This is a genomic window from Nostoc spongiaeforme FACHB-130, assembly GCF_014698475.1.
GTDB classification, from domain to species: Bacteria; Cyanobacteriota; Cyanobacteriia; order Cyanobacteriales; family Nostocaceae; genus Nostoc_B; species Nostoc_B spongiaeforme.
On record NZ_JACJTB010000017.1, the window covers coordinates 87,091 to 111,145 of the forward strand.

A 24,055-nucleotide genomic window follows, 5' to 3' on the forward strand; every position below is an offset into this window, starting at 1 on the left:
TGCGAATTGCGAATTGTGAATTGGTATGAAGTCTGGGGCTATACAAACTAAACCCGCCTGCGCGGGTTTGATATCCTTCAATCTTCACCTTGGTCAATAGTTCAGAATTATTGGACAATGGACACTGGACTATTGACTTTTGACTAACAATGATTTCTCTACAAAATCAAATTGTGTTAATTACTGGCGCAAGCAGTGGAATTGGTACTGCTTGTGCCAAAGTTTTTGCTGGTGCTGGTGCAAAGTTGATTTTAGCGGCGCGGCGGCTGGAACGTTTGCAGCAGTTAGCAGATAACTTAAACCAAGAATTGGGGACAGCAACTCATTTGTTACAGCTAGATGTGCGCGATCGCTCTGCGGTAGAATCAGCAATTAATCATCTGCCTGCTGAATGGTCGAATATAGATATTCTCATCAACAATGCTGGTTTGAGTCGCAGTTTAGATAAGCTGCATGAAGGCGACTTTCAAGACTGGGAAGAAATGATTGATACCAATATCAAAGGTTTGCTTTACCTCACCCGCTACGTTGTTCCCGGAATGGTCAGCCGTGGTCGTGGTCATGTGGTCAATCTTGGTTCCATCGCCGGACATCAAACTTATCCCGGTGGTAATGTTTACTGTGCAACCAAAGCTGCGGTTAAGGCAATTTCCGAAGGTTTAAAACAAGACTTGTTAGGTACTCCAGTCCGCATCACTTCTGTTGATCCTGGGATGGTAGAAACAGAATTTAGTGAAGTGCGGTTTCATGGCGACGCAGAACGCGCCAAGCGAGTTTATCAAGGCGTAAATCCCTTAACGGCTGATGATATTGCTGATGTGATATTTTTCTGCACCACGCGATCGCCCCACGTTAACATTAACGAAGTCATCCTTATGCCAGTAGATCAAGCCAGCGCCACTCTCGTTCATCGTCATAGTTAAGTAATTTATAATACAGCCAAAATTTTATACTTAGAAATTTACTAGATATGTAGGTTGCTTGAAACGAAGCCGAACATAACAAATACATTGTTTAAACTTTTGGCTTTTGTTTATCAACCTACATTTGTATTATTTAAAATCAGTATATTTATTAACATTATACTTAAAATTTTAGTAACTACTTGCAACTCATACTCATTTCGACTATGATTTATTTAAATAAATCAAATAAATCATCCCAGCTATGGAGAGCCTTGTTATCGGTGTATTTGCTAGTCTAGGAGCCGGACTAGCTACAGCCATCGGAGCCTTACCTGTTTTACTCCCAATTAACTTGACGCAACGAGTACAGGGAATCATGCTGGGGTTTGGTGGGGGAGTGATGTTAGCGGCCACATCCTTTTCATTAATTATTCCAGGAACAGAAGCCGCGATGGCTCAAGGTTTATCCCAAACAAATGCAGCATTAATTATTGTTGCAGGGATGTTGTTAGGAGGAGCATTCCTCCAACTAGCTCATCGTTTTTTACCCCATGAACACTTTTTTAAAGGCAAAGAAAACTGTCGTGGCAATAATCTGAAGCGAATTTGGCTTTTTATTGCCGCAATTACTATTCACAACTTCCCCGAAGGACTAGCCGTCGGCGTGAATTTTGGCACTAATAATATTAGTGATGGCATTCCCGTAGCCTTGGGAATTGGCTTACAAAATATTCCCGAAGGTTTAGTAGTTGCCTTATCATTAGTTGCTGAGAAATATTCAGCCACTTATGCTTTATGGATTTCTTTACTCACAGGTTTAGTCGAACCCATTGGTGGTCTAATTGGTGCTGGTGTAGTGAGTATTGCTAGTTTTGTTTTACCTTGGGCAATGGCATTTGCAGCCGGAGCAATGTTATTTGTCATTAGTGATGAAATCATCCCCGAATCACATCGCAAAGGCTTAGAAAAAGAAGGAACATTCGGTGTCATGTTTGGCTTTGTAGTGATGATGTTTTTAGATATTGCCCTGGGATAATTTAGCTAGTGAGAAAGTTAAATAACTAGTTAATTTGTCATTGGTAAAAATTTGATTTTATTTCTAAACAAACAGTACAGCTAAAAATACAGTTTCCTATTCCTAAAAAGGAGCGAATTATGAACTTCACTCGCTTTGAACATCTTAACCTTGCTTGCAAAGACATTGCAGCCAGCCAAAAATTTTATCAAACTCTATTTCCTGATTGGTATGTACGTGCTGAAGGTGTGTATAACGGTAGTCGTTGGTTACATTTTGGTAATGACCAATTTTATTTAACTTTGAATGATGATTCAGAGCAGAATCGAGTGTCACAACCCTACGAAAGCATTGGTATTAATCACGTCGGCTTTGTCATTAAAGACGGTGAAGCAATGCAAAAATTACTAGAAAACGCGGGGATTGAATATTACACACTGACAGCACCAGAAACCAAGCACAGAATCTATGTCAATGACCCCGATGGTAATGAAATTGAGTTAGTAGAATATCAACTAGATTATGCGCTGAGGTAAATATAATTCCTAGGCATTACTTGTGAATTAACAAAACAGAATACATCCGCTACTTCGCCAGAATTCTCTAATTTAATTCTGTGCGAGTAGTGGTGTTTTACCTCACGCTCTTATTCTGATACTAATTCACGAAATTACGGTATCAGAATTTTACCATTCACCGACATAAGTACCTAAAGCACGGGCGCTATGTATCAAATAACTGCCAGGATCTACGGGTGATGGGCTTTTAGCGACTACATCAGCAATGGGAACAGAGACAACTTGCCCATTTTGCCAAGCTACCATCTGGTCGTATTTTTCTTGAGCAATTAAATCTACAGCAGCTTTGCCAAAAACTGTAGCTGTGAGTCTGTCTAATGCAGAAGGAATTCCACCACGTTGAATATGTCCTAAAACTGAAACTCGTGTATCTACTTCGTGGTTAGTACATTGAGTGATTTGGTCTGCAATGTATTGTCCCATGCCACATTTTAATGATGGGGATTTGTTATTGAGTTCTAAACCGCAACTGTTACCAAAATCGGCTACGCAAGGTGAAATACCTTCCGCAACGACAACAATGGCAAATTTTCGCCGCCAAGTATTTCGCAGTTCGTCCAGATGTTGGCATAAACCGGGAATTGTGTAAGTTACTTCGGGGATTAAAATTACATCTGCGCCGCCGGCAATACCGGAATGTAAAGCTAAATGTCCGGCGGTGCGTCCCATCACTTCCACAATCATGACGCGATCGTGGCTGGCGGCGGTAAATGTGAGACGATTGAGAGCATCAACAATTGTATTGACAGCAGTATCAAATCCGATCGCTCTTTCTGTTAAAGCAACATCATTGTCTATAGTTTTGGGAATCGTAATTAAATTCCAATTGCCAAGGGTCGCTAGTTGATGGATGATATTCATACTGCCATCACCACCAATGGCAATTAAGGCATCTAATTTTAACTCTGCATAACCAGCAATCATCTCACTAGCACGGGCTAGGGTATCGCCTTTATTGATTGTCCCTAAAATAGTACCGCCCATATTCAGCAGGGGATCGATACCGCGCAAATCCCAACCGTGAACACTTAGTGCGATCGCTTGTCGCTCTAATAAACCTTGTGTAGCATAAGGAATACCAACAACTTCCCAATCGTAGGTGAGTGTGGCATGACTCACAACTGCACGAATCACACAATTCAAACCCGGACAGTCGCCGCCACTAGTCAGAATACCAATACGTTTTTTCATAGTTATTTGTCAATAGTCATTGGTCATTGGTCATTTGTCCTTTGTTATTAGATGTTCTCCCTTAACACCCTCACTCCCCACTCCCAGCTTTAGCCATGATAATAAGATGGTTCATAAATCCGCCCCCATTCAGGTTTGTAAGTCCGCAAAGCTTTCATATATTGGGCGCGTTCAAAGGCGCTAGGATTTGGGCAATTTTTCTGACTCATGCTACCTTGCAACTGTCGGACGGATTCATATTCGTGTTTTTCCATCCATTGGCGCATTTCTTCCTCGATGCAACGGATGTGATTAATGCCTTGACGCAGCAGTACAGAACACAACATAGTAATATTTGCGCCAACCATGAGCATTTTTAAGACATCGTGAGCGTTATGAATACCACTAGTTGCAGCTAAGTTGGCATTGATGCGATCGTAAAGAATAGCAATCCAACGCAGAGGTAAGCGGATATCTTGGGGAGTGCTTAACAATACGTTTGGTTCCACTTCCAAGGTTTCGAGGTTGATATCTGGTTGATAAAACCGATTGAACAACACTAAAGCATCAGCCCCAGCATGATCTAAACGCTGGGCGAAATTGGCCATATTGGTAAAATAGGGACTCAGCTTGACTGCAATGGGAATATTCACAGAGGCTTTGACATTCTGCACCATATTGACGTAACTTTGCTCGATATCTTCTCCTGGAAGTTCCGTGTCAGTTTGGACGTAGTAAGTATTTAATTCTAGTGCTGAAATACCTGCCTGTTCTAAAAGCCTAGCGTAGTCAGTCCAGCCATCTAAAGAAGAACCATTCAAGCTGCCAATAATGGGGATATCGACTTTTTCTTTGGCTTTGTGAATTAGTTCTAAATACTCGTCTGGGCCGATGCGAAATCTTTCTGGTTCAGGAAAATAAGTGAGAGATTCAGCAAAACTTTCTGTCCCATAAGTTAAGTGATGATGCAGTTCGTAGCTTTCTAAGCTTAACTGTTCTTCAAACAGTGAGTGCATCACTACAGCACCAGCACCAGCATCTTCCATCCGTTGAATGTTATCAATATTTTCCGTTAATGGAGATGATGAGGGGACAAGGGGCGATCGCAATTTCATCCCCAGATAATTTGTAGTTAAATCCATAATTATTCTCCTTTAAAGTTATTAAATAGAAGCTCGTTTGTTTCTGTATAAAATCTTCATTTGCTCAAACCACAAAATACTCATAATTCCGGCTGTGAAACAGATGGCTAAATCAATCGGGTGCAGTATAGAAAAGCGGAAAAGATGACGCAATAAAGGTAAGTAAAGTACAAAAGCTAGGAAAACTAACGCCCCTCCTAACACCCACCATAAAACTACGTTTTGTGATGGTTCTGGAGATACACGGCGGGAACGGGAACGCAACATTTCCCAAATTGTGCGTGACCAAGAACGATTAGTTAATATCAGACTGAGGTTAGCAATAATTAGAGTTGTAAAGGTGAGGGCGCGTGCATCTAGTTCTCCTTGACCGCGACATAATGCAGTTGCAAAAACTATTAACAACACTAGTAAAATTCCTACACCTTGCAGCACAGCCAAACCCAAAGTTCTCTGACTGAATAATGGCTCTTTTGGGTTGCGGGGTGGACGGCGCATGATATTAATTTCGGGTGGTTCTGCCTCAAATACTACTGAACAAGCCGGGTCAATAATTAAGTGCAGAAAGGCGATGTGAATCGGTAATAATACTAGTGGCCACTTGAATAACACCGGAATCAACGACATTCCCGCAATAGGTACGTGAACGGCTAAGGTATAAGCCATTGCTTTTTTGAGGTTGTCGAAGATGCGGCGACCTAATTTAACAGCCTCAACAATAGAAGAAAAATCATCATCCAGTAATACCAAGTCGGCGGCTTCACGGGCTACATCAGTTCCCCTTCCCCCCATTGCTATACCGATGTGGGCTGATTTTAGTGCGGGGGCATCATTCACACCATCTCCTGTCATAGCAACAATTTCACCATTATTTTTCAGGGCGTTGACTAGACGTAGCTTCTGTTCCGGTACAACACGCGCAAAAATATTGACAGTCTTGATGCGGCGCGATAATTCGCTATCATCCATCTGTTCTAGTTCTGACCCGGTAATTACTTGATTGGATGGTTCTAAACTGATTTGACGGGCAATATTTTGGGCAGTACCAGGATAGTCACCAGTAATCATGACTACTTGAATACCTGCGGTGTAACATTCCTGGATAGCAGCTTTGACAGTGGGGCGAACTGGGTCAGCTAATCCCACCAATCCCAAAAACTCAAAATTAAAGTCGTGTTGTTCACCAGGCAAGGCAGTATGTTGAAAGTAAGCTTTGGCTACACCTAAGATACGTAAGCCTGCATTTGCCATTTGAGTGATTTTTTGAGCTAGTTGCTGCATTTGGGTGGAATCGAAATGGCATAAATCTGCGATCGCTTCTGGTGCGCCTTTGGCGGCAATAATGTAATCTGCACCTGTTGGTGATTGCCAAACATGGGACATGGCCAGCAAATGCGGCGATAGGGGATATTCGTGGATTAAGTTCCAGTCATTGTGCAGATGTTCGGTATTAGCTAAGTAATCATTTCCCAAGTTTTTGAAAGCTTTTTCCATCGGGTCAAAGGGGTCTTTTTGACTGGCGAGGATGCTGAACTCTACCAGTTGATGAAAGGTTTCTGGTAGTGGTTCTCGTTCATGTTGGTTCAGGTGATAAACCTCGCCTTGGGCAAACATCTGATTGACAGACATTTGATTAAAGGTGAGTGTCCCGGTTTTATCAACACACAGTACCGTTGCCGAACCGAGGGTTTCTACAGCAGGCATTCGTCTTGCTAAAACCCGTTTTTGGGAAATTCGCCATGCACCCAAGGCTAGAAAGATAGTTACGACAACGGGAAATTCATTGGGCAGAATCGCCATTGCTAAAGCTAAACCCGCCAAAAACCCGTTTAGCCAATTGCCTCTAGTCAGACCGTAGATAACTATAATCGCCACACAAATTGCGATCGCTACAATTGCCAATTTTTTTACCAGTTGTCCCGTTTCTTTTTGTAATAAGGTTTCTTCTGGTGTGACTGTTTGCAAAGCTTTACCAATTTTGCCGATTTCTGTATGAATACCAGTGGAGGTAACTTCAGCTACACCTTGCCCTGCAACTATCAAGGTTCCAGAGTAGACAAAAGGCAAATCATCACCACCAGGACGTTGTATAAAAGTATTGCCATGTTGGACAACTTTGCGGACTGGAACAGATTCACCTGTAAGGAGAGATTCATCAACTGTGAAGTGAGTGCAAGATAACAGGGTGGCATCAGCCGGGACGCGATCGCCTTCAGCTAAAATAATCATGTCTCCGCGCACAACTTCTCGCCCTGCAATGCGTTTTTGTTGACCGTCTCGAATTACCGAAGCACGCGGACTAGATAAATCTCGCAATGCTTCTAAGGCGTGTTCTGTTTTCTGCTCTTGATAGAGAGTGATGCCCATGATAAAAAAGACAAAACCAAGCAAAATCAACGCATCTTGCAACTCGCCCAAAAAGATATAAATCGCGCCACAACCAACGAGTAACAAAAAGATTGGTTCTTGTAATACCTCCGCCGCGATCGCTAAAATATTACGCTGTTTACTAGAAGGTAGTTCATTAAACCCTTCTCGCTTCAACTTATAAGTTGCTTCCTGTTCTGAAAGCCCAGTGATAGTATCGAGATTGAGTTGATTCAGCATACATATCTCTCTTAGTGGTCTATCAACAGAAGACAGGAGGTAGAAGGCAAAAGGCAAAAGGCAAAAGGCAAAAGGCAAAAGGCAAAAGGCAAAAGGCAAAAGGTTAAAAGATGAACGAACTTTCATATTTCAGACTTCACACTTCAGACTTTTTTGCTAAATATTGATAGGTTTGCCATCGAGTATTGACATCGGCTTGCGCTTCTTGGAGTAACTGCTTTGCTGCTGCGGGGTTAATTTTGGTCAGCATTTTGAAGCGGTTTTCGAGATACATCGATTCTTCTATCGAGAGTTTTGGTGTACGCGAATCAAGTTGTAGGGGATTTTCGCCGAGGTTGCGGAGTTCGGGGTTATAGCGATACAGTAGCCATCGGCCTGAATCTACTGCGGCTTTTTGATTTTGCATACCTCGACTCAAATCTATGCCGTGGGCAATGCAATGACTGTAGGCGATAATCAACGATGTTCCAGGATAAGCCTCGGCTTCTAAAAAGGCTTTGAGTGTATGTTCATCTCTCGCACCCATCGCTACACTCGCAACGTAGACATTACCGTAAGTCATGGCAATTAAACCTAAGTCTTTTTTAGGTGCAGCTTTACCGCCAGCCGCAAATTTGGCGACGGCGGCTTTGGGGGTGGATTTGGACATCTGCCCACCTGTGTTGGAATACACTTCGGTATCCAGCACTAAAATATTCACATTCCGACCACTGGCGAAGACGTGATCTAGTCCGCCAAAGCCGATGTCATACGCCCAACCATCACCACCAATCATCCAAACGCTCTTTTTCACGAGGTAGTCAGCAATACTCAGCAGTTCCTTGGCTTTGGGATGATTAATAATTTCTAGCTTTTGTTTGAGGATAGCAATGCGATCGCGTTGTTCGCAAATATCAGCTTCATCTTTCTGCACCGCATTCAGAATACTATTTGCAAGTTCCTCTCCTACCACTGGCGCGAGTAAAGTTAGCAATTCGGCGGCGAATTGGGCTTGTTTATCAATAGAGATGCGAAAACCCAATCCAAATTCGGCGTTATCTTCAAATAAACTGTTAGACCAAGCGGGGCCACGTCCTGCGGCGTTTTGTGTCCACGGTGTGGTGGGTAAGTTACCGCCATAAATTGAAGAACAACCAGTGGCGTTAGCAACAATCATGCGATCGCCAAACAACTGTGTTGCTAATTTAATATAGGGAGTTTCCCCGCAACCGCCGCAAGCACCAGAAAATTCAAATAGCGGTTCTTGCATTTGCTGTTGGTTAATATGATTTAGCTTCAAGTTGCGTCTATCAGGGTTAGGAAGATTCAAGAAGAAATCCCAATTTTGCCGTTCAGCTTCTCGCAATGGGGGTTGTGGTTCCATATTGATGGCTTTTTTGCGCGTTTCGCTTTTATTCTTCGCCGGACACACATCAACACAAATACCGCACCCTGTACAATCTTCAGCCGCTACTTGGATAGTGTATTTCAAACCGTGCCAATCATGGTCTTTTGCATTGGTACTCTTAAAAGTTGGCGGTGCATTTTCTAGTTCTTGGGGTTCGTAAACCTTGCTGCGGATAACGCTGTGGGGACATACCATTACACATTTGCCACACTGTACGCAGACATCCGTGTCCCATACAGGAATTTCTTGGGTGATGTTGCGTTTTTCCCATTTCGCTGTTCCAGTGGGATAAGTTCCATCCACAGGTAACGCACTCACAGGTAAATCATCACCACATTTAGCAATCATTTTACCCAACACTTCCCGCACAAAAGCTGGTGCAGTATCGGGTACAGGTGGGCACAGTTCGATGTAACTATCTACACCTTTGGGAACTGGGACTTCGTGGAGATTATCTAAGGTGCGGTCTACGGCGTTGAGGTTCATTTGCACAATTTCATTGCCCTTTTTGCCGTAGGATTTAGTGATAGATTGCTTGATTTGGGCGATCGCTTCTTCCCGTGGCAATACACCAGACAATGCAAAAAAGCATACTTGCATTACCGTATTTATTCTGCCACCCATCCCGGCTTCGCGGGCAACTTTATAAGCGTTAATTACATAAAATTTGAGTTGTTTCTCGATAATTTGTGTTTGGACTAATCTCGGTAATTTCTGCCAAACATCCTCTAAGCTATAAGGACTATTTAATAAGAAAGTTCCACCAGGGATAATATGCGCCAACATATCAAACTGTTCTAAAAATCCCCATTGGTGACAGGCGACAAAGTTGGCTTGGCTAATTAAATAAGTAGAGTGGATAGGTTGAGAACCGAAGCGGAGATGGGAAACCGTCACCGAACCAGATTTTTTCGAGTCGTAGACAAAATAACCTTGGGCGTAATTATCAGTTTCCTCGCCAATAATTTTAATGGAGTTTTTATTTGCACCCACAGTTCCATCGGAACCCAAGCCGTAAAAAATCGCGCGGACTATATTATCTGGTTCGATGTGAAATTCTGGGTCATAATCTAAGCTGGTATGGGTGACATCATCGTTAATCCCAATGGTGAAATGATTTTTGGGTGTAGTCTGTGCCAAATTATCAAACACCGCTTTAATCATCGCTGGTGTAAATTCTTTGGAAGATAAACCATATCTTCCGCCAACAACTTTGGGAGTGCTGAGTAGGTGTTCAGTTATGGCTGTAATGACATCTAAATATAATGGTTCACCGGATGCGCCGGGTTCTTTAGTTCTGTCTAATACGGCGATAGTGCGAGTAGTGGCGGGTAAAGCATCAACAAATCTTTGACTATCAAAGGGACGATACAACCGCACTTTGACTACACCAACTTTTTCACCACGGGCGTTGAGATAATCTACGGTTTCTTGGACGGCTTCGCAACCAGAACCCATGATAACAATGATTCTTTCGGCGGTGCGATCGCCATAATATTCAAATAATTGATATTGTCGCCCTGTCATTTGGGCGAACTCATCCATAATTTTTTGGGTGATTTCAGAACAAGCATCATAGTAAGAATTAACTGTTTCTCTGGCTTGAAAATAAACATCAGGGTTTTGGGCTGTACCCCGTAACACTGGTTTATCGGGAGTTAAGGCGCGGGAACGATGAGCAAATACTAATTCATTGGGTATAAAAGCGCGTAAATCTTCTTCATCTAAAAGTTCTAATTTATCAACTTCGTGGGATGTACGAAAACCATCAAAGAAATGTAAAAAAGGAAGGCGAGATTCTAAACTTGCTCTGGTAGAAATTAAAGCAAAATCATGAGCTTCTTGCACAGAGGCGGCGCACAACATAGCAAAACCAGTACCACGACAAGCCATGACATCACTATGATCGCCAAAAATCGATAGACCTTGGGCAGCGAGCGATCGCGCCGCAATATGAAATACTGTAGGTGTGAGTTCTCCCGCTATTTTGTACATATTCGGGATCATCAACAATAATCCCTGAGATGCGGTGAATGTGGTTGTTAAAGAACCTGTTTGTAAAGCACCATGCACTGCACCTGCTACGCCGCCTTCACTCTGCATCTGCACTACTGTTGGTACAGTTCCCCAAATATTGGGTTTACTTTCACTCGCCCAAGCATCCGCCCATTCAGCCATCGGTGATGAAGGCGTAATGGGATAAATTGCGATAACTTCGTTCAATTTATAGACAACTTGGGCAACAGCTTCGTTACCATCAATGGTTGCAAAGGTTCTGTTGTTCATTTTGCTCCGTTCCCCTGAGTTGAGAAGAGAGGCTAGTACCGCTACACGGAAGTCAAAAGTCAAAAATTAGAAGGCATATATCACAAGCTTTTCACTACCGTGAAATGAACAGACCATAAGAAATTGCTACAAGGCTTGTGGTATTGTTATTATTTCTTTTTCCTTTTGCCTTTTTACTTTTGCCTTTTTGTACTAGCTTCTCTTTCGTCAAGACTTTGCTGTTTCTAACTCAAAATTAGAGTAAAAACTTGAGGAACTTGTGAGGAAAATATACAAGGGTGTATTCGTAGCAGAAACTACTTTTAAAAGATTCATCAAGGTAATCTATCAAAAATATAGTCTGCATTACTCCACAGAACCCCAAAACCAGTTGCCTACAGCACCAGGTTCCTTTTCAGTGAGAAATTGTCTCTTAGCACAAACAAACTCTTCTTTAGAGAGAATACCGTCCTGGTCGATATCCAGCTTGGAGAATACGAAAGCTGATTTTTCAGCATCTAGGTCAAACACACTGAAGAAAAGTCGATGTTCTGGTTGTGATATGTGACCATCACTATCTAAATCAACAATGTCAAACAAAGTCTCTATTACAGGGTCATTGTAATCTGGATTTGAAACCGCTTGCTCTATGCCCTGACAAAATTCTTCAGCACTGACCTTACCATCTCCATCCAAATCCGCTTTCGACCAAAATTTCTCCCAAATATCAAGCCACTTCAACAACAAATCCTTATGAATCTCTGAACCAAGCTCTGCACTAAGGATCTTGGTAAACCTTTCAGCAAAAATTTCAGCATCTTCTTTGCCAATGAAGCCTGAATTATTGGCATCTAGACATTGAAAGTGATGTAGTAACTTTTTTCTATGATATTCGCTTAACAATGTTTTTTACCTTTGCTTACTATTTGCAATTATTTAGCATATAGATGCTCTCATGTCACGCCACTAATTAAGATTTACTTTATAAATAGAATAAAAAATAAGAAATAGACATAAAGTCTTTTCAGTATTTTGGGAATAATTTAAGCATACTCAACTGTATTTCCAGATGTTCATCTCATGTCCGGGTAACCCGTTATGATTCTGTACATCTGTGCAGAATCCTTAAAATCCTTTCCCTTGAACCTCTCTCTACCCCTGGGGTCTGAATGATAAATCTTTCAGCAAACACAATATCACAAGACAAAGCATCCAGATACAACTTGTAGAACTCTGCTCATGAAAAGTATAAGCTCACTTTCTCTTACCAAAAAATCTCCCGTCATTCTCGTAGCTGATGATGATCCCGTCATCCGTATGACATTGCGACGAATTATGGAAAATGAAGGCTATCAAGTAGTTGAGGTTGCTAATGGTAAGCAATGTTTAGATGCTTATGAAACTGTGAAGCCAGATATCATTTTGCTAGATGCTGTCATGCCTATAATGGATGGGTTTACATGTTGTCAAGAGTTATTGCAAATTAATAGAAATAGTTTAAAATCAGCAATGAACAAGTTTAATTCTGAGTTGGAAATACATGAATTGTTGATTTCTAAATTTTGGAAACATACACCAATATTGATGATTACAAATTTAGATGATGAAGATTCTATCAATCGTGCTTTTGATGCAGGTGCAATCAACTTTATTACTAAACCAATTCAACTCACAGTCTTACGTCGGCAGTTGCGGCAATTACTCAAACAAGCACAAGTTTATAAACAATTAGAGGCAGCCAATCAGGCTTTGCAAGAACTAGCAAACGAAGACAGTTTAACTGGTTTGGCGAATCGTCGTCGCTTTGATGATTATCTCAATACTCAGTGGATTAATTTAGCCCAGCAAGGATTGCCTTTATCGCTAATTCTTTGTGACATTGACTTTTTCAAATTGTATAACGACCAATATGGTCATCCGATGGGGGACGTTTGTTTAAAAAAAGTTGGTAATGCCCTAAACTCTACAGTTCAAAAATATCAAGATTTAGTGGCTCGTTATGGCGGAGAAGAATTTGCAGTGATTATGCCCAATACCCATGCGGCTGGTGCTGTCCATATTGCTCATTTAATTCAATCAGAAATCAGAAATTTACAAATTATTCATGATGGTTCTTTAGTGAGTCAGTACGTGACTTTGAGCTTAGGAGTAGCAACTGTAATTCCGACTTGGGATGCTTCACCTCTAGATTTAATTATGGATGCAGACAAGGTACTTTACCAAGCAAAAGAAGCCGGACGGAATCGAGTTTTTTCAAATATGAAAATGGTAGTCTAAAATTTAAATTTTCAATGCAATTGCAGAACAAAGCCGCATTCCAAAAAACTTTCCACCCTCTACCCTACAAGATACTGCACAATAAATGTAGTTCGTTGTGGTGACTACCAACAAATGCCAACTACACTTGCTGACGCACAAAATTTAGTTGCTGACCTCATCTCCCGCTACTCATCCCGTGTAGATTATTTGATGATTCGCCTAGAGGAAGCAGAAGGGACTGATATCTTGTTGCGTGGCGACAAGGTAGAAACCCTCAGTGAAGGTATATCTATTGGTGGACATATTCGCGCTTGTTATAAAGGTGGCTGGGGTTTGAGCAGTTTTAACCAGCTTTCTACTATTAAAGAACGAATTGAAGAAGCGATCGCAGCTGCTCGCATGGTAGGTGATGAAGAAACTTTACTAGCACCCATTGAACCAGTGCAAGCAGTCTGTCAATTACCTTTGATGGGTACAGATCCGCGTAAAATTAGCCTATCGCAGAAAAAACAATTGTGCGATCGCTACACTCAACTATTAAAAAGTGTTGACCCTCAAATTACTACAACCTCCGTTCGCTATGGTGATAGCGCCCAACGAATCATCATTGCTACCTCAGAAGGTACACTAATTGACCAATCTTGGGTAGATATGGAAATGCGCTTCGCCGCCACCGCCAGAAACGGCGAAACCCTCCAAACCGGAAGAGAAACTACAGGTTCTCGCAAAGCCTACGAAGATTTAATTAATTTAGATGAACAAGTCAAAAGTGCAGCTCAAAGAGCAGTTGCAGCTTTATCTCTCCCACCAGTTAAAGGTAATACCTACACCGTAGTTATTGACCCCATCCTCACAGGTTTATTTGTTCATGAAGCCTTTGGTCATCTTTCCGAAGCCGATATGGCTTACGAAAACCCCGACTTACTCGAAGTTATGACCATCGGGCGGCGGTTTGGGCCAGAAGAACTGCAAATTTTTGATGGTGCAGCCCCAACCGGACACCGTGGTAGTTATTTTTATGATGATGAAGGTACACCCGCCACAACCACCCAACTTATCCAAGATGGGGTTTTAGTCGGAAGGTTGCACTCACGAGAAACCGCCGGCAAATTAGACGAAGCCCCCACTGGTAACGCACGTTGTCTTAATTATCACTTCAGCCCCATTGTCCGAATGACTAATACCTGGATAGAACCAGGAAAAACGCCAGTCGCCGATTTATTTACAGACATCAAAGAAGGAGTCTACGCCCGTAACTGGCTCGGTGGGATGACTAATGGTGAAATGTTCACTTTTAGCGCCGGGGAAGCATGGATGATTAGAAACGGTAAAATTGCTGAACCTGTCAGAGATGTCACACTGTCGGGTAATGTTTTCCAAACCCTGGCTGATATTGAAGCAATTGGCGATGACTTCTACTGGGATGAGTCTGGTGGCTGCGGTAAAGGAGGACAAAACGGTTTACCTGTAGGTTGTGGTGGCCCCAGCCTCCGCATTAGAGATGTAGTTGTAGGCGGAGAAGTTTAGTTAAATGCGTAATGCGTAATTTCATAATTACAAATTACGCATTACGCATTATCTATGACTTTTTTGAGTGAAGCCATCCACATATCTGGCGGATCAGCATAGTAATCTATTTCTGCAACTTGACATCGCAATAATTCAGAACCGCAACGTAAAATAATGTAATCACAAGGCTGAATGCCTTGGCCTATGCCTGTCATTCTTCCTTCTAAACCATAATTGAGCCATTCAAATACATAATCTTCACCTGGAATAAATTTACTGTAATTATGTGTTTTATATTTTGGCTTTAGTTCATTAACTGACATAACTGATAGTGGCAACCAATTGAAAAAATTAAAACTTAAAGTCATAGCTTTTTTCATAAAAAACTAATAGGCCGATATATCTTGAGTAATAACAAATAGCGAAAAAGCAGTATACTTCGACTGCTATAGATAACTTGTTATGTAGATGAACCAATAGGTTGAATTAGCAACCATTTCATCATTTTATAAGCAGGATTCAGAATTGATGCAAATTTTTTGTAGACTTAATTCCGAATTTTAATTGTTTAATTTTTATCTAAAGATAATATCCGTGTTGCTGATGATGCTAACCATAAAATCTATCCATGATTCAGGTTCTTGTCTTGGACTGCTCAAAGATGGGTTTAGTACATAAATTATAGAAGTATAAAAGGTAGTGTTCACATCAAATTTACTAAAATTTCAATTAAGAACGTTTGAGATATAAGTCTTGATTACTTGACTTTCGATTATATATAAATATGTGTATTCAGGATGACAGCCGAGTGTTATTTAGCTGAATTTTTATCAAAAATCCAAAATTTCAAGTTATTTCATTACTTATGGTAGAAATTCACATTCCAAATCTTCATCAACTAAGAATATAATTAGCCTGCGTTCGGCTTTGCCGTTGCTGATAGGCTAGACAGGCTTTGTTTTTATAGCCCTAGACTTCCAGTCTGAGGGGTTTATGATAAATTTGGATTTTTTTGGAAAGCCACATCCACCTGAAGCAGCAACGATTCTGGGGTAGAAGAGTTATCTAAAACAACATCTGCACGGGATATTTTTGCGGCTAAAGGTAGTTGGCTTTGCATTCTTGCTTGTGCTTGTGCTGGATGAAGATGATTGCGCTGGATTAATCTTTGCAACTGTTGTGTTTCCGAACAACTTACTACCCAAATTTCTGTAACTAAATGTGTCATTTTTGCTTCAAACAGCAGTGGAATCACAAACACCAAAGTTTCTGCGGTAGATGTTGCAATTGCTTGCAGAAAACAGTGACTCACATAAGGGTGAATCAAATCTTCTATCCATTGGCGTTCTTGTTGATTTTGAAAAATAATTTCGCCTAATTTTTGACGGTTGAGATTACCATCAGGAAGTAATATTTGTTCACCATAACGTTGAGCGATCGCCTTTAAAATAGGTGAACCAATAGATACTGCATCCCTAGCATAAATATCAGCATCAAAAATCGGCAGGTTATAAGCACTGGCTAAATAATTAGCAACAGTGCTTTTACCTGTAGCAATTCCTCCAGTTAAACCGATGATGCGTTTGGTCATTAGTCAATGGTCATTGGTCATTAATGATTTTCTCCCTATTCTCTGGGTTGGGGGATAAGGGAGATAAGGGAGACAAGGAAGATAAGGGAGAATTTAGCACTCAATACTCAGCACTCATACCAATTCACTAAAATTCTGATACAGATCCAAACCCAGAAACCCTTGTCAAGTCAGAATTTATCAATTGCGAATTGCGAATTGCGAATTGTGAATTGGTATCACCACTTCTTGTAAGGTAAGAATTTACCATTCATTGTGACTTTAACGCGATCGCCTTTGGGGTCTTCGACTTTTTCGATGTCTAGAGTAAAATCAATTGCACTCATAATCCCATCACCAAATTTTTCTTGAATAACTTCTTTGATTGGGAAACCGTAAACTTGCATAATTTCGTAGAACCGATAAATTAAGGGATCGGTTGGGACAACAAGGCCTAAACCTTTGGTGGGATAGCTAATTAGTTCTGCAATATCTTCAGAATCAAGCCCTAACACATCAGCCAGTTTTTGTGCTTCTTCTAGAGAAGCTGTTGCTTGACGATAAAACAACGCCGCAATCCAGACTTCATCACGTCCTAAAACTTGTTCTAAATCTGTAAAGGTTAGTCCTTTGAGTTGTTTTGCAGCAAGCAGCTTTTGAGTTAATGCGGGAATTGACATAGTACACTCTGATACTAATTTTAGATTTTGAACCAGGGATAGTATACTTTGCCCAGACAGTCTGTATGTTGAGTTTAAGGTAAAATTTCAACTACTGTACCTTTGTCTATCCATTGATACAGTTCATCGACATCTTGATTTTTTAAGGAAGGACAACCTAAAGTCCAATTGTAGCGATCGCTAATCATTTTATCAGTACCGACTGGGACACCATGTATACCAACTTGCCCACCAATCGGAATGTACCAAGCTAACTTACCATCAACCTTTGCTTGCAAATGCTTGCGCCAAGATTGACTATTGGGATAATCTAACCAGATAAATTTTGACCATTGTGGATGAGGATACAAATCTCTAACTTTTAAAATTCCTTCTGGTGTTCTTCTGTCGCCTTCACCATATTTATCACCCACAGAGTTACTCCCAAAAACCACTGGGTAAGATTTGACTGGTTTGAGGTCATAATACAATGTCAGCCTGTGCTGAGATTTTTCAATTAGGATAGATATTTTATTTTTGTTGTAATTTTTGTTAATTAACTGTTCAAGTGACTTGTCGTAATTTAATAATTGATTTCTTGGTAAATTGGGATGAAAATTCTGCTCAGACTGGCAATTTTTCAGACACAAAATTTGCGGAATTTCTTGGATGGGAGCAACAAAGCCCAAGCGAACTAGAAGCAAATAAAATAAAGAGCCACTGATTAGTAATAAGATGATAATTATGATCTGCTGACGATGCAGAGAAATTATTTTCAGAGGCTCTTGCTTCATAACTTTAAGTTATACCAATTCCATAAGAGGCAGCACATAAACCCAAAAAACTTGAAGTCTGGGTCTAGACAAACAAAGCCTGCCTAGCCTATCGGCAAAGGCAACGCCGAATGCAGGCTAATTATATGCTTCTTCATATCGATTTGGTACAAATAATTTAAATACCTGCGCCATCAAGAAATTGTTGTATGGCTTTATCTCTGAGACTACACAAAGGCGCTTCTGGTTTTGGTTCAGGCTCGTTAACAGCAACACAACCAACTAATACAGGAGTTTTAGCAGCAGTCTGTAGTTGCTGTAGAGTTTGAATTTGTCGTTCTAAAGTTTCAATGCGATCGACTAAAGCGCGAATTACTTCCGCTTCCGAGTCGGGTAAGTTGTTGTGTTCCAAGGGTGCAACGCGGACTCCAGAACGGTAGACAATCCGGCCGGGAATACCGACGACTGTACAATCAGAAGGCACATCTCTCAGGACAACTGACCCAGCACCAATGCGGACGTTATTACCAATGTGAATATTGCCTAATACCTTTGCGCCAGCACCAACTACAACATTTTCACCGACTGTAGGATGGCGTTTACCACTTTGTTTACCAGTTCCGCCCAAAGTGACACCTTGATAAATCAGAGCATAATCACCTATAATTGCCGTCTCACCAATCACCACACCCATACCGTGGTCAATAAATACCCCTTGCCCAATAGTTGCACCTGGGTGAATTTCAATACCAGTCAAAAATCGAGAGAAGTGAGAAATGAAGCGAGGAATAAAGGGAAGACCAAGGTGATGTAGCCAGTGAGCCAGTCGGTGAAAAATTAGGGCTTGCAAGCCAGGGTAACAAACCAAAACCTCTAACCAGTTACGGGCGGCTGGGTCACGTTCAAAAATGATGCGGAAATCGGCACGTAGAGTAGATAACACGCAATAGTACCCTCGAAAAGCAAACGAGCTACCATACCATATTATCTTTTTCAGTGCTTGGTTGATAAAGTGCTGAGTGCTGAGTGCTGAGAGGGTAGACACGCTAGAAAGATTACTCCCTTGTCTCCCTTGTCCACCTTGTCCCCTCCCACTCACTCAGCCCCAGAATCTCCCCATTCTTTAATTGCGGAAAAGATGGATGAATAATCATCATTAGCAAATGACATTTTCATGGCTGTAGCTAAAATGTGTCGCACAGACTCAATGCTGCTGAGGTCTAAACCCAAAGCTTTGGCTTCGGAGATAAATAAGTCTGTATCTTTGAGCAAATGTTTTGTCGGAAAATTGGGGTTAGCATAGTCTTCTTCTAACATTCTTTGCAGCTTTTTATCAAAAGTCGGTGCATACAAAGAACTTTGGCGTAAAACCTGCATAAAAGATTCAATATTGACACCTTGACGCTGTAAAAAAGCCAGACTCAGGGCAAAGCTAGTTGTTAAAGAAGCAATTAATTGATTGAGAGATAATTTTAAGGCGGCGGCTGTCCCTACAGGGCCAATTAGTAAAGGTTCTGGGCCAAAGTTTTGGAGTAATTGTAAATGTCTTTGGTATTGATCTGGAGTTGCGCCTACCATGACAATTAATTGCCCGCTTTTGGCTTCGGGAATGCTGCCTAATACTGGTGCTTCTATATATTCACCACCACCACCAATTATGGTATCTCGAATTTCTTGGCTTTCGGTGGGTGTAATTGTCCCCATTTGAATAATTGTGCGTCCTTCTAGGGTGCGCCAAGCTGTATCTGAAAGTAAGACTTGATAAATGGCTGCGGCGTTAGTCAGCATCAAAATAATGCAATCAGCCGCACGAATGGCCTGACGGGGTTGTGTGGCGATTTCTGCGCCGGCTGCTTGTAATGGGGCTAATTTTTCTGGGGTGCGATTGTAGGCAACTACTTGTATATTGGCTGCTAACAACCTTTGAGCCATTGGTTGTCCCATCAGTCCAGTTCCCAGAAATGCCACCTTCATTGTTCACGTTCCTTTGATAAAGCTGAGGCGATGTCTATGACAGAAATCGCGTTTTCATCTTTTGATTGTAATTGGCTGGCGATTTGTAATTTGAGACTTAAGATGCCATCCTAAATCTCAAATTCACCCAATACTGCTGAGTAAATAGGGAGTGGGGAGTAGGGAGTGGGGAGTAGAGAATGATAACTCAGCCACTCAGCGAGAAGTTGCGTGCGCGGGTTCCCCGCGTTGAGCAAACTTCGGTGACTCAGCACTTTAAATTCAACCGCCAGCAGCAAAAGTCGCCATAATGACAACAGATAGTAAGATACCGGGTGTAAGTAACATTACTAGCATCAACAAGTCATGAGTATTCATAGGTTTTTGTTGCTTTTTTAAATACAGGATTTCGCAGTAATCAATAGTAATGCTAGTCCATATAACAGTGATGCTGCCGACTTACAGAGAGTTTTAATTTTTTCCCTTACTTTTACTTTGGCACAATTAATCCTTTCAGGGGTTGAGAAATTTCTAGATTTTGAAGTCCTTTACTTTGGACGAGGACTCCAAAGCCACCTACGCCTGTGGGATCAATAAGTTTGTGGAGTGACTCGCGCCGTTGCAACAACTGAGCGATCGCTATATCTTGATGAGAAAGTGAGGCTATTCTGTCTCCCAAACCCAACGCCATCAAAAATAAACCTTGTTGGGTAAAGCCAATTTTAGTTAAACCACATTGCTCTCCCCACAATTCTAAGGCGGTAAAGTCAACATGGGCGGTGATGTCTTGTCGCCCAAGATTAATATAGGGGTTGTTATGGTAGCGATGCTGGTAGTAGCACTGGAGGGTTCCTTGCGATCGCCTGGGGTTATAGTAGCGATGGGCAGGATAGCCATAATCAACTGTTACCACATAACCGCGTTGCAAGCGGTCTGCTACTATACTCAACCAGTCTAAAGCCGCTAAATTAATTTCACTGCGGTAGCCATCGGGGTAGATTTTTGCAGTTATATCTATACCTATCAAATCAAAATATTTTGTCAGCTGCGGTGTAGAAATTTCCCCGATAACTTCTTGAAACTCCCCTTCTAACAGCAGATAATTGTCATCTTGCTCTACATTAGACGATAAGGTGACATAAATTTCTCGCAATTCCCCAGCTTGTAAAATAACTTGATGCACTGAAAAAGCATCAACTAGTTCGTTAGAAAAAAAGCAGCCAGTGATGGAATTGCTAGGTATATCTGCTAAATTGCACCACCGCACAGGGTAATTTTGTAAACGTTGCTGTTGTTCCTGCTGCAATTCGGGAGATTTTTCGACAATCACATAATCTAACGCTGGTAAAAAATCAGGATAATGCAGTTGATAATAGTTGAGGATATGTAACGCCAACAGTCCTTGACCTGCTCCCATTTCTACCAAAGAATAAGGTCTGGGTTGTCCTAAAATTTCCCACATTTGCACAAATTGTTCTGCTAGTAACTCGCCAAAATCAGCGCCAAGACTAACAGATGTGAAAAAATCACCACCTTTAAACCCAATGTTGACTGCTTTGCTGGCATAGTAGCCATATTCAGGGTGATATAACACCATATCCATGTATTCCGCAAAGGTAATTCGCTTTTGCGGATTATTAGCAATGCGATCGCTAATGGCCGCACACAACGCTGGGTTAGAATTCATAAACAAGTTAGATCAGTGGGCTTTAGATCCCCGACTTCATTAACCCGAATTTCTCACGTATGAGTAGGGAGTGTGGGGAGAGAGGGGAGTGTGGGGGGAAAGATTTCTTCACCATCCTCCCACACCTCCCACCCCCCTGGATTTCTCTCTTGTGAGAAATCCAGGATTAATAAGTCTGGTATCTTCTTATTTACAGTAGATATTTTCCTTATGGCTTTTCCTTAATTGTTACTAATCCATGTATTCCCAGTGCTGTAATCACACCTCCCAGCAACCCCCATGTACCATCGGCGAATACGTTGATGCGATGAATAAAAGTGCGATGGTAAGCGTATTCTAGTTGTCTGTCATTGACTTTGTTTTCTTCTACTAGTTTCTGCACATAATTCTCAGCTTTACCCAGTGCAGCGTAGTCTAAGTTAAACCAATAAAGTGATGTTCCTACTACCGCCAAGCCTGGAAAAACCAAGGTAATTAACAAAATTGCTATGCGTGATTTCATAAAACTTTCGGAACACTAACTATGATCACCACCTTTAACTTTAGTGCGATCGCTACTGTGGGACAAAACTAGTACAACAAGGCAAAAGTAGGAAAAAGAAAGAATAACGATACCACAAGCCTTTTAGCAATTCCAGATAGTCTGTTTATTTGCGCCGACCTGTACTAGAAATCTGACTTTGAGCAAAACACCAGAATTTTGGGAATACTCATAGTGTTTCGCAGCATTGGCTTGGTTAGGCTCACGCTATGAGAGCATTAAAAATCATTTTTCTGGGATTTGCTTATGTTTTGTGTGTTGGTTTGGTATTAATCTCCGTATCGGCGGGATACGCAACAACATCAGCCTCCGTGGATACTTTGCGACAACAGCAAGAACAAATTAATCAAGAACGCCAGAATGTGATTCAGGAACGCGATCGCTTGACAAATTTGCACAATGCTGCAAAAAAGCGTTTAACAGGTATCAATCAAAATATCAACACCACAAATAATCAAATTCAAGATAGTGAATCGCGGTTAGCCCAAGCAACTCAACGCCTGCAAAAGCTAGAAGCTGATTTAGCTGTAGCGCAACGTACTTATGAAGAAAGACAAGTCGCCACAGTTGCTAGGTTACGATATCTCCAGCGATCGCACGCTAGTCAAGGCTGGGCAGTTTTAATGCAAAGTCAAAATATCAGTGACTTTATCAGCCGTCGTCATCAATTAAAGTTAGTTTATCAGGCAGACCAGAAAATTTTAGCCAAACTCAATGTCCAAGCACTGCAAATCAATCAGCAAAAAACTGATGTAGAACAGCAAAAAAATGAAATTGCGTTAATTCGTCAGCAATTACTCTTACAAAAAGCCGATTATCAAGCTCAAGCGCAGTCTCAAGCAGAATTACTTCAACGCTTAAATAGCGATCGCCTCGCCCTAGAAGCAGCCGAAAATCAATTAGAAAAAGACTCCCAAAATTTAGAAAACTTAATTCAAGAAAAAGTCGCCGCCTTAGAAGGACGCAGCAAAACCAACAGCCGCAATAGTATTATCATTCGCGGAACAGGCATGTTTGCTTATCCCAGCAATGCACCTACTAGCAGTCCCTTTGGCTGGCGAGTACACCCAATTCTCGGCTATCGACGCTTTCACGCAGGTTTGGATTTCGCGGCTAGTTATGGTAGTACAATTCGCGCCGCCGATTCGGGAACAGTCATTTTTGCCGGGTGGTATGGTGGCTATGGTAGAGCCGTAATTATCGACCACGGTAACGGATTGACCACACTCTACGGACATAGTAGCGAATTGTTTGTTTCTGAAGGACAGGGAGTACAACGCGGACAAGCGATCGCGGCTGTCGGTTCCACAGGCTTTTCCACCGGGCCACACCTGCATTTTGAAGTACGTCGCCGTGGTACACCCATCAATCCGGCTGATTTTCTTTAATCACCTGCAAACTTGATCACAACTATGCTATAATCCAGAAGACTAAGGGCGCGTGGCTCAGTGGATAGAGCAACAGATTCCGGTTCTGTGGGTCGGGGGTTCAAATCCCTCCGCGCTCGTTTTGTAGATTATCAAATTAGTTGTCTGCGCTGGCAAACTGTGTATCATGACTACACTTAGCAATATTTAAAGTATGGTAGGACTCTTATTTTATCGGGTAACTAATCAGTTTCGATATTAGAGTTAGAATTAAGCTCTTCAAACAAAGAATCTGTTGTTTTATCCTTTCAACCCAGCACAGATTGCAATGGTGAGCATATCAATATTAAATGCGTTTGCCTTGACTGCTTCAACGCTTGCGCGGCTAAGTTTTTTCAAAATTTTGCCTAAATCCTGCTGAAGTGTTTATTTAGACATCATTATTCAATTTAAAAATGTCTATAGTTTAACTATTGTTGCTTTTGGGAATATTGGCATATCAATCATTACTTAAATTTTTGCTGCTCATTAATATATTTAGGTTTGATATTTTATACGCCTTATGTGAATGAAGCCAGAGGATGCTGTTCAAAAGTAAGCACATCAATACCAAAACGCTGACGCAGAAAAAGGCGTAGAGTATGACTGGTGATTTTAGCGGCAACATG

At 41.5% G+C, this 24,055-nt stretch carries 19 protein-coding genes, 1 tRNA gene and 1 pseudogene; 7 read left to right on the top strand and 14 right to left on the bottom strand.

All coding sequences use genetic code 11. From position 1 onward, the window contains the following. Nucleotides 1-149: 149 nt before the first annotated feature. The 3 genes from H6G74_RS14780 (at nucleotide 150) to H6G74_RS14790 (ending at nucleotide 2,456) form a co-directional block, all read left to right on the top strand. Nucleotides 150-923 carry an SDR family oxidoreductase gene (locus H6G74_RS14780; protein WP_190968390.1) on the top strand — a complete coding sequence of 258 codons (774 nt, stop codon included), beginning with the start codon at nucleotides 150-152 and terminating at the stop codon, nucleotides 921-923. Nucleotides 924-1,167: 244 nt separating this feature from the next. Then, a complete protein-coding gene (locus H6G74_RS14785; RefSeq protein WP_190968391.1) occupies nucleotides 1,168-1,941 on the top strand; it encodes a ZIP family metal transporter in 774 nt (257 codons plus the stop codon). Between the two features lie 119 nt (nucleotides 1,942-2,060). After that, a complete protein-coding gene (locus tag H6G74_RS14790) occupies nucleotides 2,061-2,456 on the top strand; it encodes a VOC family protein (RefSeq protein ID WP_190968392.1) in 396 nt (131 codons plus the stop codon). Nucleotides 2,457-2,606: 150 nt separating this feature from the next. Here H6G74_RS14790 and H6G74_RS14795 read toward each other — a convergent pair whose 3' ends face one another. The 5 genes from H6G74_RS14795 to H6G74_RS14815 all read right to left on the bottom strand — a co-directional run bounded on the left by H6G74_RS14795 (nucleotide 2,607) and on the right by H6G74_RS14815 (nucleotide 11,972). Then, nucleotides 2,607-3,689 carry an ATP-dependent 6-phosphofructokinase gene (locus tag H6G74_RS14795; protein ID WP_190968393.1) on the bottom strand — a complete coding sequence of 361 codons (1,083 nt, stop codon included), beginning with the start codon at nucleotides 3,687-3,689 and terminating at the stop codon, nucleotides 2,607-2,609. A gap of 89 nt (nucleotides 3,690-3,778) precedes the next feature. Then, entirely contained in the window at nucleotides 3,779-4,810 is a 1,032-nt protein-coding gene (locus tag H6G74_RS14800) for a dihydroorotate dehydrogenase-like protein (protein ID WP_190968394.1), read from the bottom strand. A gap of 21 nt (nucleotides 4,811-4,831) precedes the next feature. Further along, nucleotides 4,832-7,417: a cation-translocating P-type ATPase gene (locus H6G74_RS14805; protein ID WP_190968395.1), complete on the bottom strand. Its 2,586-nt coding sequence runs from the start codon at nucleotides 7,415-7,417 to the stop codon at nucleotides 4,832-4,834. A 136-nt stretch (nucleotides 7,418-7,553) separates the two neighbouring features. Beyond that, entirely contained in the window at nucleotides 7,554-11,090 is a 3,537-nt protein-coding gene (gene nifJ, locus H6G74_RS14810; RefSeq protein ID WP_190968396.1) for a pyruvate:ferredoxin (flavodoxin) oxidoreductase, read from the bottom strand. A 345-nt stretch (nucleotides 11,091-11,435) separates the two neighbouring features. Next, on the bottom strand, nucleotides 11,436-11,972 hold the full coding sequence (locus tag H6G74_RS14815) for an EF-hand domain-containing protein (RefSeq protein WP_190968397.1): 537 nt from the start codon (nucleotides 11,970-11,972) through the stop codon (nucleotides 11,436-11,438). A 336-nt stretch (nucleotides 11,973-12,308) separates the two neighbouring features. On the opposite strand from H6G74_RS14815, the gene H6G74_RS14820 reads away from it, so the two are divergent. Beyond that, a complete protein-coding gene (locus H6G74_RS14820; RefSeq protein ID WP_190968398.1) occupies nucleotides 12,309-13,346 on the top strand; it encodes a GGDEF domain-containing response regulator in 1,038 nt (345 codons plus the stop codon). Between the two features lie 114 nt (nucleotides 13,347-13,460). Further along, entirely contained in the window at nucleotides 13,461-14,855 is a 1,395-nt protein-coding gene (locus H6G74_RS14825) for a TldD/PmbA family protein (protein ID WP_190968399.1), read from the top strand. 41 nt (nucleotides 14,856-14,896) lie between these two features. Here H6G74_RS14825 and H6G74_RS14830 read toward each other — a convergent pair whose 3' ends face one another. The 8 genes from H6G74_RS14830 to H6G74_RS14865 all read right to left on the bottom strand — a co-directional run bounded on the left by H6G74_RS14830 (nucleotide 14,897) and on the right by H6G74_RS14865 (nucleotide 21,981). Continuing rightward, nucleotides 14,897-15,160 (bottom strand): hypothetical protein, encoded by a 264-nt coding sequence (locus H6G74_RS14830; protein WP_242051235.1) that lies wholly within the window; start codon nucleotides 15,158-15,160, stop codon nucleotides 14,897-14,899. A 668-nt stretch (nucleotides 15,161-15,828) separates the two neighbouring features. Next, entirely contained in the window at nucleotides 15,829-16,428 is a 600-nt protein-coding gene (gene coaE / locus H6G74_RS14835) for a dephospho-CoA kinase (RefSeq protein WP_190968400.1), read from the bottom strand. A gap of 218 nt (nucleotides 16,429-16,646) precedes the next feature. Further along, nucleotides 16,647-17,087 carry a cyanase gene (cynS, locus tag H6G74_RS14840; RefSeq protein WP_190968401.1) on the bottom strand — a complete coding sequence of 147 codons (441 nt, stop codon included), beginning with the start codon at nucleotides 17,085-17,087 and terminating at the stop codon, nucleotides 16,647-16,649. Between the two features lie 74 nt (nucleotides 17,088-17,161). Then, nucleotides 17,162-17,860, bottom strand: coding sequence for a L,D-transpeptidase family protein (locus H6G74_RS14845; protein ID WP_190968402.1), 699 nt, complete (start codon nucleotides 17,858-17,860; stop codon nucleotides 17,162-17,164). Nucleotides 17,861-18,017: 157 nt separating this feature from the next. Further along, nucleotides 18,018-18,782: a serine O-acetyltransferase gene (cysE, locus tag H6G74_RS14850; RefSeq protein WP_190968403.1), complete on the bottom strand. Its 765-nt coding sequence runs from the start codon at nucleotides 18,780-18,782 to the stop codon at nucleotides 18,018-18,020. Nucleotides 18,783-18,934: 152 nt separating this feature from the next. Beyond that, nucleotides 18,935-19,813, bottom strand: coding sequence for an NAD(P)-dependent oxidoreductase (locus H6G74_RS14855; protein ID WP_190968404.1), 879 nt, complete (start codon nucleotides 19,811-19,813; stop codon nucleotides 18,935-18,937). Between the two features lie 469 nt (nucleotides 19,814-20,282). Further along, on the bottom strand, nucleotides 20,283-21,479 hold the full coding sequence (locus H6G74_RS14860) for a class I SAM-dependent methyltransferase (protein WP_190968405.1): 1,197 nt from the start codon (nucleotides 21,477-21,479) through the stop codon (nucleotides 20,283-20,285). 208 nt (nucleotides 21,480-21,687) lie between these two features. Further along, nucleotides 21,688-21,981 (bottom strand): hypothetical protein, encoded by a 294-nt coding sequence (locus tag H6G74_RS14865; RefSeq protein ID WP_190968406.1) that lies wholly within the window; start codon nucleotides 21,979-21,981, stop codon nucleotides 21,688-21,690. 248 nt (nucleotides 21,982-22,229) lie between these two features. On the opposite strand from H6G74_RS14865, the gene H6G74_RS14870 reads away from it, so the two are divergent. Both H6G74_RS14870 and H6G74_RS14875 read left to right on the top strand, forming a co-directional pair. Continuing rightward, a complete protein-coding gene (locus tag H6G74_RS14870; protein WP_190968407.1) occupies nucleotides 22,230-23,408 on the top strand; it encodes a murein hydrolase activator EnvC family protein in 1,179 nt (392 codons plus the stop codon). Between the two features lie 46 nt (nucleotides 23,409-23,454). Beyond that, a tRNA-Arg gene (locus H6G74_RS14875) sits at nucleotides 23,455-23,527 on the top strand. A 420-nt stretch (nucleotides 23,528-23,947) separates the two neighbouring features. On the opposite strand, the pseudogene H6G74_RS31905 reads toward H6G74_RS14875, so the two are convergent. Continuing rightward, nucleotides 23,948-24,055 (bottom strand): annotated as a pseudogene (locus H6G74_RS31905) (IS982 family transposase); the annotation flags it as partial.

Coding starts and splice junctions, on each gene's coding strand:
- H6G74_RS14780 (WP_190968390.1), top strand. CDS start 150: ATGATTTCTCTACAAAATCAAATTGTGTTAATTACTGGCGCAAGCAGT.
- H6G74_RS14785 (WP_190968391.1), top strand. CDS start 1,168: ATGGAGAGCCTTGTTATCGGTGTATTTGCTAGTCTAGGAGCCGGACTA.
- H6G74_RS14790 (WP_190968392.1), top strand. CDS start 2,061: ATGAACTTCACTCGCTTTGAACATCTTAACCTTGCTTGCAAAGACATT.
- H6G74_RS14795 (WP_190968393.1), bottom strand. CDS start 3,689: ATGAAAAAACGTATTGGTATTCTGACTAGTGGCGGCGACTGTCCGGGT.
- H6G74_RS14800 (WP_190968394.1), bottom strand. CDS start 4,810: ATGGATTTAACTACAAATTATCTGGGGATGAAATTGCGATCGCCCCTT.
- H6G74_RS14805 (WP_190968395.1), bottom strand. CDS start 7,417: ATGCTGAATCAACTCAATCTCGATACTATCACTGGGCTTTCAGAACAG.
- nifJ (WP_190968396.1), bottom strand. CDS start 11,090: ATGAACAACAGAACCTTTGCAACCATTGATGGTAACGAAGCTGTTGCC.
- H6G74_RS14820 (WP_190968398.1), top strand. CDS start 12,309: ATGAAAAGTATAAGCTCACTTTCTCTTACCAAAAAATCTCCCGTCATT.
- H6G74_RS14825 (WP_190968399.1), top strand. CDS start 13,461: ATGCCAACTACACTTGCTGACGCACAAAATTTAGTTGCTGACCTCATC.
- H6G74_RS14830 (WP_242051235.1), bottom strand. CDS start 15,160: ATGTCAGTTAATGAACTAAAGCCAAAATATAAAACACATAATTACAGT.
- coaE (WP_190968400.1), bottom strand. CDS start 16,428: ATGACCAAACGCATCATCGGTTTAACTGGAGGAATTGCTACAGGTAAA.
- cynS (WP_190968401.1), bottom strand. CDS start 17,087: ATGTCAATTCCCGCATTAACTCAAAAGCTGCTTGCTGCAAAACAACTC.
- H6G74_RS14845 (WP_190968402.1), bottom strand. CDS start 17,860: ATGAAGCAAGAGCCTCTGAAAATAATTTCTCTGCATCGTCAGCAGATC.
- H6G74_RS14855 (WP_190968404.1), bottom strand. CDS start 19,813: ATGAAGGTGGCATTTCTGGGAACTGGACTGATGGGACAACCAATGGCT.
- H6G74_RS14860 (WP_190968405.1), bottom strand. CDS start 21,479: ATGAATTCTAACCCAGCGTTGTGTGCGGCCATTAGCGATCGCATTGCT.
- H6G74_RS14865 (WP_190968406.1), bottom strand. CDS start 21,981: ATGAAATCACGCATAGCAATTTTGTTAATTACCTTGGTTTTTCCAGGC.
- H6G74_RS14870 (WP_190968407.1), top strand. CDS start 22,230: ATGAGAGCATTAAAAATCATTTTTCTGGGATTTGCTTATGTTTTGTGT.